The 9678-nt window shown below is 38.2% G+C and carries 9 protein-coding genes; 7 read left to right on the forward strand and 2 right to left on the reverse strand.

The window, feature by feature from the left end; genetic code table 11:
* Positions 1-16: 16 nt before the first annotated feature.
* The gene (locus GNF10_RS18215; protein ID WP_185581131.1) at positions 17-163 is read left to right on the forward strand and encodes a hypothetical protein; all 147 of its coding nucleotides are present in this window, start codon (positions 17-19) and stop codon (positions 161-163) included.
* A gap of 1268 nt (positions 164-1431) precedes the next feature.
* On the opposite strand, the gene GNF10_RS18220 is transcribed toward GNF10_RS18215, so the two are convergent.
* Positions 1432-1686, reverse strand: coding sequence for a hypothetical protein (locus GNF10_RS18220; RefSeq protein WP_185581898.1), 255 nt, complete (start codon positions 1684-1686; stop codon positions 1432-1434).
* 692 nt (positions 1687-2378) lie between these two features.
* On the opposite strand from GNF10_RS18220, the gene GNF10_RS18225 reads away from it, so the two are divergent.
* From GNF10_RS18225 to hisS, 6 genes are all read left to right on the forward strand, one after another.
* A complete protein-coding gene (locus tag GNF10_RS18225; RefSeq protein WP_185581899.1) occupies positions 2379-4538 on the forward strand; it encodes a Tex family protein in 2160 nt (719 codons plus the stop codon).
* Positions 4539-4551: 13 nt separating this feature from the next.
* Positions 4552-4893: a 2Fe-2S iron-sulfur cluster-binding protein gene (locus GNF10_RS18230; RefSeq protein ID WP_185581900.1), complete on the forward strand. Its 342-nt coding sequence runs from the start codon at positions 4552-4554 to the stop codon at positions 4891-4893.
* Positions 4894-5116: 223 nt separating this feature from the next.
* Positions 5117-5515: a phage holin family protein gene (locus GNF10_RS18235; protein WP_185581901.1), complete on the forward strand. Its 399-nt coding sequence runs from the start codon at positions 5117-5119 to the stop codon at positions 5513-5515.
* 129 nt (positions 5516-5644) lie between these two features.
* Positions 5645-5836 (forward strand): YqaE/Pmp3 family membrane protein, encoded by a 192-nt coding sequence (locus GNF10_RS18240; protein WP_114080493.1) that lies wholly within the window; start codon positions 5645-5647, stop codon positions 5834-5836.
* A gap of 398 nt (positions 5837-6234) precedes the next feature.
* Complete coding sequence (locus tag GNF10_RS18245) at positions 6235-6681, forward strand: DUF3598 family protein (RefSeq protein ID WP_185581902.1); 447 nt, start codon at positions 6235-6237, stop codon at positions 6679-6681.
* A 125-nt stretch (positions 6682-6806) separates the two neighbouring features.
* Entirely contained in the window at positions 6807-8198 is a 1392-nt protein-coding gene (gene hisS, locus GNF10_RS18250; RefSeq protein WP_185592725.1) for a histidine--tRNA ligase, read from the forward strand.
* Between the two features lie 411 nt (positions 8199-8609).
* Here hisS and nadC read toward each other — a convergent pair whose 3' ends face one another.
* Positions 8610-9476, reverse strand: coding sequence for a carboxylating nicotinate-nucleotide diphosphorylase (nadC, locus tag GNF10_RS18255; RefSeq protein ID WP_185580574.1), 867 nt, complete (start codon positions 9474-9476; stop codon positions 8610-8612).
* Between the last annotated feature and the right edge of the window lie 202 nt (positions 9477-9678).

Here is a 9678-nt window from a genome sequence, read left to right on the forward strand (position 1 = left end):
GTAGAAAGGTTGTTGTATGCAGCATCCGGTATTATTGAAGTCAAGTGTTTATGGTTGTATTTCGAGTTTGGCTTTACCCAACTGTGAATTGCAGAAGTTTTCCGTATCAGCCAGCTATGCTTCCAGAGTACTTTATAGTGCGATCGCAACATCTATGTCATAAATGATGCAGATATGCGAAAATTGAGGGCTTTGTCAGTCTCCAAGCTTACATAGATATCTGTAACCTCGGCTGGTAACTAAGCCGACTAATAAAAACTTGTACTCAGCTTAAGTGTGTATACTTAGTCTTTTTGGACATAGAAACACAATGAGTAATAGAAGTCTGCTTGGCTCCGGAAAATAGAGAGATGAATTAATCTCAAGTAATGCGTTTTACAGGCCTGTGGGGATTTTACTTAATGTCCAAAGGGAGTTTTTCACGAAACTAAAGGCTAATGTAAACTAGCGTTTGGCCATTAACTCACAGCTTACGTTAATTTAAGCAGATTTGAGATATTTTACATTTAGTCTTAGGCTTGCTTAGATTGTTCTTAATTATATGTAATTTTAACTAGAGCTTTACTCAAAATTTATTGTTACATATAATCACTTACTAGAATACCACGAGAAAAGGGTGTTGCAAATTTATCGGCACACTTCATCAAAAATTCATTTACCGAAAATATACTTAAACAAAAACTTCATAAAATCAAAATTTTCCCATATATATTAAGAATTTTTATTTGTACATTTATAAAGCACTTTCTGGCTAATAAACTCACAGAAGTAGCGATTTCATTTCAGACTTTAGAAGTGTAAAGCTAAAAGTTTGAGAAAACAGAATTAACCCTGGGCAATAGTATGTATATTTTATTACATAAGGCCATTGGTTAAATACAGCACACACCATAGATGAAAATCGATAGTCTGAATTGTTTTTTATATTATCCACAAAGATATGAAATTTTATACATCTCAGAAAATTTTAAGTCACTTATGATACAAAGTAAGATGGAAAACTCGATTTCTGGATTTTACGATCAAACTTTATTTGATACTAAGGCGTTGTGCTTTTAATTTGTACTAATATTCTTTTCAATATGATTGTGGTGCGGGCATCTTGCCTGCTCTGATAGCGCAAGCTATATACGTAAAAGCTAATTGATTATCAATATATTTTTAAAAGTTTGCATCGCCTTGCAAATGAAAAAGTTCAACAATATTCAACCTAAACATAAAGGTGATGGGCTGAAGCAGGAGATAAAGCCTACCATTATTAGTAAATAATAAATACACTAGAGTGTAAAAAAGTGGTCAAGATCATATATCTATCAAGGGTCTTTCCATCCAAGAGTTGCCAAGTGTTGCTTTTAAAGACATTACTGGGTTAAGTGTCTTATGGTTTTTAGCAGTTTAAAGTCGAGAAAAAATATTTTGTCCTGGTTGAGATTATTTAATTGCTCTCGGTTGTTTTCCTGGAGCTTCAGTTTGTTTGAACTCATTTTTCTGCAAAAGCTTGTTCGTAATGATTAAGACAGTGATTAACAAGCCAAACTGAATCTGCCAGGGTGCCAATACTAGACTTAAAATCAAGCTAATAGCTGCAAATACACCTGCAAGATATGCAATTTCATCAGTACTCTTTTTAAATAAGTAGCCTGTAGCTAAAGCAGTACACAGTGGTATCAAGAAAAACAAAGGCATTTTAGCAAACCTCTGAACGAAAAGTTATTGTGTTGATAAAACAAATTGTCTTGGTAATTGTGGCTAATCTTACATCCAATCACCTTTTAGACACAACAGTCGAACGAAATAAATATTATAGAAAATCAAGATTACGCAATATTGCATCTTACACCAATTGGAATAATTATTGCGACAGATAAAGCATCCAATAGCTTGGCGAATAACTCCCAATACTTTTCAGATAAACCCAATAATCTCTCTATTTGTCTGGAGAAAGGCTACTGGGCTTAGGGTAAGAGTAAATTCAAACCCTTTCCCTTTATTTCCCCTTTCCCCCTTAACCGAAAAGTATTGGAATAGCTTCTTCATTTGTGGTAAATACTGCATGTAACAAGCTTTCAAATTAGGGATATTAAAACCCTATACTTAGTACGACATAAGTGTGTAATTATATAAGTATTTTAGTGATGTTTGTTCTAACACGTTCCCGACTCAAGATAGCTGCGCTATGCTGTACAAACTCTCCTTCATCTACGCGGATTAATAGGGTTAAAACTTACTTGCTTCGGTGGGTTTTGTCTCTTCGGCTTGTACTCTTGTGAGCAATCATCTGGTAAATTAGCCTAAAACTTTGGCCTTGCGCCAGGATAAGGATCTCGCATATTACCTTTAGAAGTAGCATTTTTATTTTTTTGCATTTTACACACCTAATGCTGAACATTCCTCAACTACTGGCGACTGAAATAAATCTCAAACCTCATCAGGTGCAAAACGCGCTGGAACTTTTGGCGGAGGGTGCAACAATTCCCTTTATTGCACGTTATCGTAAAGAGCGCACCGATGAAATGAATGAAGTGCAACTACGTGAACTGGCTGATCGATATACTTATTTAACAGAACTGGAAGAAAGAAAATCGGTGATTTTAAGTGCGATCGCGCAACAAGGTAAACTCACAGATGAACTCAAAGCCAAAATCTCATCCTGCTTACAAAAAACCGAACTTGAGGATTTATACTTACCCTATCGGCCAAAGCGCCGCACCCGCGCCACTATCGCCAGAGAAAAAGGACTCGAACCACTGGCAGAATTCATCAAATCTTTAAATATCAAAAATGCTGCAACGGCTTCCTTGGAAGAAGAAGCGGCTAAGTATATTTCGGAAACCACGGGAGTCAAAACAGCAGAAGAGGCGCTTAAAGGTGCTGCTGATATTTTAGCGGAAGAAGTCGCTGAAAAGGCTGAACTACGGTCATATATTCGCGATTATCTTTTAGAAGAAGGGGTATTTGTCTCCCGCATTAAAGATGATTATCCCGAAGGTACAACCAAATTTGAGATGTACCGTAACTATCAAATTAGGGTAAAAAATATTGCACCCCATAATATGCTGGCATTGTGTCGGGGTGAAACCGAAAAAATATTAAGCTTTGAAATCGCTTTCGATGAAGATACGGTACTTTACTATCTGGAGTCGAAAGAAATTAAAACCAAAGTTCGGCCAATTCGTGATTTTTATCAGGCGATGTTGAAGGATGCGTTCAACCGTTTGATGAAAGTCTCTCTAATGGGAGAGGTAATTTCTGAGAAAAAAATCTATGCAGACATAGAGTCAATCAAGACATTTGAAACTAATCTGCGAGAGTTGTTGCTGTCTGCACCAGCCGGAATGAAACCAACCTTGGCTATAGACCCTGGATTTAGAACTGGGTGTAAAGTTGCTGTCCTCGACCAAACAGGGAAATTTTTGGAATATCAAGCGGTTTTTCCCCACCAAGCGGCTGAACAACGCGCGAAAGCAGCACAAACAGTCAAAAATCTGATTGAAAAGTATAAAATTGAATTAATCGCCATCGGTAACGGTACAGCATCCCGCGAGACAGAAGAATTTGTGACGCAAGTATTGCAAACAATAGAACGTAAACCCGTTAAGGTAATGGTGAATGAGTCTGGTGCATCTATATATTCTGCGAGTACTGTAGCGCTAGAAGAGTTTCCCGATTTAGATATTACCGTGCGCGGTGCCATTAGCATCGGCCGCCGTTTGCAAGACCCTTTGGCGGAACTAGTAAAAATCGATCCCAAATCCATTGGTGTTGGACAATATCAACACGATGTCGATCAGAAGTTGTTGAAAAAGAAATTGGATGATACTGTAGAAAGCTGCGTTAACTACGTTGGGGTAGATTTGAATACTGCCTCCAAAGAACTTCTGACTTCCGTCTCTGGGATTACAGCAGCAGTTGCCAATAATATTGTCGCCTATCGCAACCAGAATGGAGCCTTTAAAAATCGCCGCCAATTATTGAAAGTCCCGAAGCTGGGGCCGAAGGCTTTTGAACAAGCAGCAGGTTTTCTACGGATTCGCGGCGGTGACAACCCATTAGATAATACAGCAGTGCATCCAGAGAGTTATTCTGTAGTAGAAGCGATCGCATCTGATCTAAATGTGCCATTAAATCAGGTAACACAAATTGCCGAAAAACTCAAAAAGACTAACCTGAAGAAATACGTTACTGATAACGTCGGCGAACCCACACTGCGCGACATCCTCAGCGAACTAGAAAAACCAGGTAGAGATCCCCGTGCTGAGTTTAAGTATGCCACCTTCAAAGAAGGAATTAAGGAAATCAGAGACTTAAAGGTGGGAATGGAACTAGAAGGAATCGTGACAAATGTCGCCAACTTTGGGGCTTTTGTTGATATCGGCGTACATCAAGATGGCTTAGTGCATATATCCCAACTTACTGATAGATTTGTAGACGATCCCAACAAAGTTGTCAAAGTCGGACAAGTAGTTAAAGTGCAGGTGTTAGAAATCAACGAGAAGCTGAAGCGGATTAGTTTGTCGATGAAAACAGTTAAACAATAATTAGAAACAGCAGATGGTAGTTTATCAAGTTCGATTCATCAATCCTACACTTGGGTTAGATCGCACCATTCAAGTACCAGACGATCAATATATTCTGGATATAGCAGAAGAAGCTGGTATCCGTCTACCATCTGGGTGTAAACAAGGCGAATGTTCTGCTTGTATTGCTAAACTCATTAGCGGTGAAGTTAATCAAAGCGAGCAGAAATTTCTGCGCCCAAATGAAATACAAGCTGGTTATGTTGTTACTTGTGTAACTTACCCCTTGTCTCATTGCACTTTAGAAACCCATCAAGAACAAGTCTTATATAAGTCAGCCCTTTACTATAAGCCTGAGTCTGGAAAATCTGATTAAATTAATCTTAAATTCGTAGGGTGCATTAAACAAAAAAATTAACGCACCCTTGAAAATATGGTATCACAGTAGGGGCGCATCAATATGATAACCACTAACTATAGTTTTCTCAATAATAGACCTAATGGTAGAAGGAAATTCTATCTTGCAAGAGAGGTGAAAGCCTGGCACATAGTTAAAGATGAGATAAGAAGTTACAAACAAAAAAGATTAGGTCAGAAAAATGTTGACACCATTATTAACCGCCCTAGCTACAGCTTTGAGCCTGTTGATTGTTGATTTAGTTGTTCCAGGCGTTAATATTGCTAATTTCCCCGCAGCTTTGATTGCCGCTTTAGTAATTGGTCTAATTAACGGTTCAGTTAAACCAGTACTGTCTGCTCTCTCCCTACCACTTAACTTTCTATCATTTGGAGCATTTTCGCTCGTCGTCAACGGTTTATGTTTTTGGTTAGCAGCAGTGCTAGTTCCTGGTTTCTCAGTCAGTGGGATTATTGGTTTCCTTCTTGGGCCAGTGATTCTAACCTTTGCTAACACTTTCATTAATAACTACTTTGTTGAAAGAAACCTTTTAACCAGCAGTGGTGATGTAAAAAGCCAAAATGAATTACCTTCTAGATAAATATTAAAAGGGGTAGAAATAGTAATTTCATCAATTTTCTACTCCATAAAAAATATCTGAAGGTGGATTTACTAAATCTGTATCTTCAAAGAATGTAACTAAAGAAAATCACAAAAATACAGCAAAATCATGAAATTAGTTCGTTATCTTCTAGGTTTGTTAGTGCCTCCTTTAGGCGTTTTCCTGACAGTTGGAATTGGCCCTACATTGTTTATCAATATTTTGCTCACAGTTCTAGGCTGGCTACCCGGCAGTATTCATGCAATTTGGGTCATAGCCAAGCATGATGAACAACTAAATCGAGAAAGTGGTATTTACTAATACGCAAGAGAAAATTGGTAAATATTAAATATTAAGTATGGTGCGTTACGCTTAAAACCGTAACGCACCATTTCATTTTGTACCAATTCCAAATTTAACTTGTATAATTAGTGGACAATTAGTTGTGTGTAGAATTCAAAAATTAGTCCATACAAGCTAGAAAAGCAGAGTGCTAAATCGAATTGTTAGTACTACATACAGCATTATATAATAAGTTTTGCGGCGTGGAACCTAGTGTGACTCAAACACTAGTACGAGAAATTACTAATGATTTGCGTCCTGCTACAACATAAAGGGAACTTGCGGTTTGAGTCCGTCACTTACTGACCCCGGCGTTAAATGTAGGTAGTTCGCTTGTGTTGTATCCGTTATTCAAAGTTTTTGAGAGGTGAATTGTAATGTCTAATCTTCGAGAAGGAATGCCCGTACTTGCCCGTCATGAGGGAGATTGGGTAGGAACTTATACATTAATTGATACAACAGGAAAAATCCTCGACAGTTATGAGTCTTACTTAAGCTGTCAATTTCCAGAAAATGGCCCTCATCCCTACTATCAAATCAATCGCTACAAGTGGTCTGATGGGAAAGAAGAAAAGCATGAATTTCCAGGAAGCTATAAAGATAATAAACTCTGGTTTGACACCGAGCGCATCCAAGGAAAAGCCTGGGAAATTGATGATTCTGTTGTGATTTTGTGGTTTAGTTATAAAACTAACCCAGAAATAAGTTTATACGAAATGATCTACATTAGTCCCGACAGCAATAATCGTGCCCGTACTTGGCATTGGTTTAAGAATAATAAAATCTTTCAACGCACCTTAATTCAAGAAGAACGGCTAAGATAGTAATTTCTGTTTTCCGAGATCATCAATCATTATTCTCTAGTCCGCGCAGGCGGACTTTGTTTGTGTAGCCACAGCTTCAAATGCTTAGGCTTTCATCTCAAATTTCAACTTAGTAAGGTACAAGTATGGCAAAAGGTGACAAAATAAACTTTTCTACTCCTAGTGGTTTCCCAGAATTTCTGCCTAATGAAAAGCGTCTAGAATTATATTTGCTAGATATCATCCGTAGAGTTTTTGAAAGCTATGGATTTACGCCCATAGAAACACCTGCTGTAGAACGTTTAGAAGTGCTGCAAGCTAAAGGAAATCAAGGCGATAATATCATTTATGGCATTGACCCCATTCTGCCACCAAATCGACAAGCCGAGAGAGATAAATCGGGCGAAACGGGTTCGGAAGCAAGAGCATTAAAGTTTGATCAAACAGTTCCTTTAGCAGCTTATATTGCCCGTCACCTGAATGAGTTAACCTTTCCCTTTGCCCGCTACCAAATGGATGTGGTTTTTCGAGGAGAACGCGCGAAAGATGGGCGTTTTCGTCAGTTCCGCCAGTGTGATATTGATGTAGTTGCTCGTCGTGAACTGAGCTTGCTCTATGATGCTCAAATGCCTGCAATTATCACTGAGATATTTGAATCAATAAATATTGGTAATTTTTTGATTCGCATCAATAATCGTAAAGTTCTTACAGGTTTTTTTAAGTCAGTAGGAATTACTGAAAATAAAATTAAATCGTGTATTAGTATTGTTGATAATTTAGAAAAAATTGGTGAAAGTAAGGTAAAACAAGAGTTAGAAAAAGAGGAAGTTTCAGGAGAACAGACTCAAAAAATTATTGATTTTATTAAAATTGATGGTTCTGTTGATGAAGTATTAAATAAACTTAAGAATCTCACCCAAAACTTGCCAGAAACCGAGCAATTAAGCCTGGGAATTAGCGAATTAGAAACGGTAATTACAGGCGTGCGTAATCTCGGAGTGGCCGAGAATCGTTTCTGTATTGATTTATCCATTGCCCGTGGTCTTGATTACTATACTGGCACAGTTTACGAAACAACCTTATTAGGACATGAAGCTTTAGGTAGCATCTGTTCTGGCGGGAGATATGAAGAATTAGTTGGGATATTCTTGGGTGAAAAAATGCCTGGTGTAGGCATTTCTATTGGTTTAACTCGCTTAATTAGTCGATTGTTAAAAGCTGGTATTCTTAGTACTTTATCTGCTACACCAGCCCAGGTTATGGTAGTGAATATGCAAGAAGATTTAATGCCAACTTATTTAAAAGTTTCGCAACATCTGCGTCAGTGTGGGATTAATGTTATCACTAACTTTGATAAGCGTCCCTTGGGTAAACAATTTCAGCTAGCCGATAAACAAGGAATTCAATTTTGTGTAATTATTGGTTCTGAGGAAGCAGCAACACAAAAGTCTTCCCTGAAAGATTTGAAAACAGGTGAGCAAGTAGAAGTGTTATTGGTAGATTTGGCTGAGGAAGTTAAAAAAAGGCTTGCTTTATAAGATACAAAAATTCTAAGGCTAGGTTGGGTTTAATTCCTGATGCTATTGGCGAATTATTTATTAATATTGTAATTCAACGATAAACTTGTCGTTTATAAAAATATTGATTTTCCCTTAGCAAACCAAGCTACAAAAAAATCAAGTTTTTTAGTGCTTTAAAGTATAAAGTTATATTTTGCCAACAGTATCAGGAACAAGAACTAACCTTGTATCTTATAAGAAGTGGTAGACCCTCACAACTTGGTCAACAAAGACCGCTTTATAGCAGGATTCACCACAACAATCTCCTAAACAGAACTCGAACAATCCCCGGGTTCAAAACTTTCAACACTCTTATTTTTTAGTGAAATTTTATCCTTCAAAAACCCAAGACTATACAAACTTTGTAATAAAATAATTCACCTTACTTATCTAAAGTGCAATCCTCATACTCAAATCTAACCACTTCGACTGAGTAATCGGCGCACTGCTAGAAATATAATCAACACCAGTCTCTGCCACACTGCGAATCGTCTCTAAAGTCACATTCCCTGAAGCCTCTATTTTCACCCGGCTATTCCGCTCGCGAATCAACTGCACCGCCTCACGCATCATATTCACAGGCATATTGTCTAACATAATAATGTCAATATTGTGCTTCAAAGCTTCTTTCACCTGCTCTAAACTTTCAGTCTCTACCTCTATTGTCAAGGGATAAGGTATTTGAGAACGAATACGGCTAACTGCTTTTTCAATTCCACCTGCCGCCGCAATGTGATTATCCTTAATCATCACTGCATCATCCAATCCCATACGGTGATTAATCGCTCCACCCACAGCAGTCGCATACTTTTCTAACAGTCTCAATCCTGGTGTAGTTTTACGCGTATCCACCAACTGAGCAGGTAAATCAGCAATTTTCTCTATATATATATTAGTGAGCGTAGCAATCCCACTCAACCGCATAGCCAAATTGAGAGCAACTCGTTCCCCCATCAGTAGCGCATCCAGCGAACCATGAATTTCAGCTACCACCTGTCCCGACTCACACCATGTACCTTCAGGCGCAACCGCCGCAAAGCTGACTTTTTCATTCAAAATCTGAAACACCCTAGCTGCAACCGATAAGCCAGCAATTATCCCTGAAGCTTTAGCTATCCATTTAGCCGAGCCTAGCGTCACATCTTCTACTAATAACGTATTTGTTGTGCGATCGCCCCGGCCAATATCCTCCAACAACCAGCCACGCAAAAGAGGATCTAAAACCAGCCAAGGCGGTAAAACACCAGAACTGCTCACAAATATATTGCTTCCTTAGTAACTTCCAGGAATACTATAGCTTAAAACTCTTACACTATAAGGCTTTGATGGCGATAGAAAAACGATCCAAAAGAATTTTGGAAAAAATGGTTGACACAAGGAGGTGTGTTCGCTATATTGAATAAGTGCCTGAAGCGGAGAGCTTAAAAGCGACTCGCGAAAAGGGATACTGAACCTTGAA

This window comes from Nostoc sp. UCD121, assembly GCF_014222285.1.
Lineage (GTDB): Bacteria > Cyanobacteriota > Cyanobacteriia > Cyanobacteriales > Nostocaceae > Nostoc.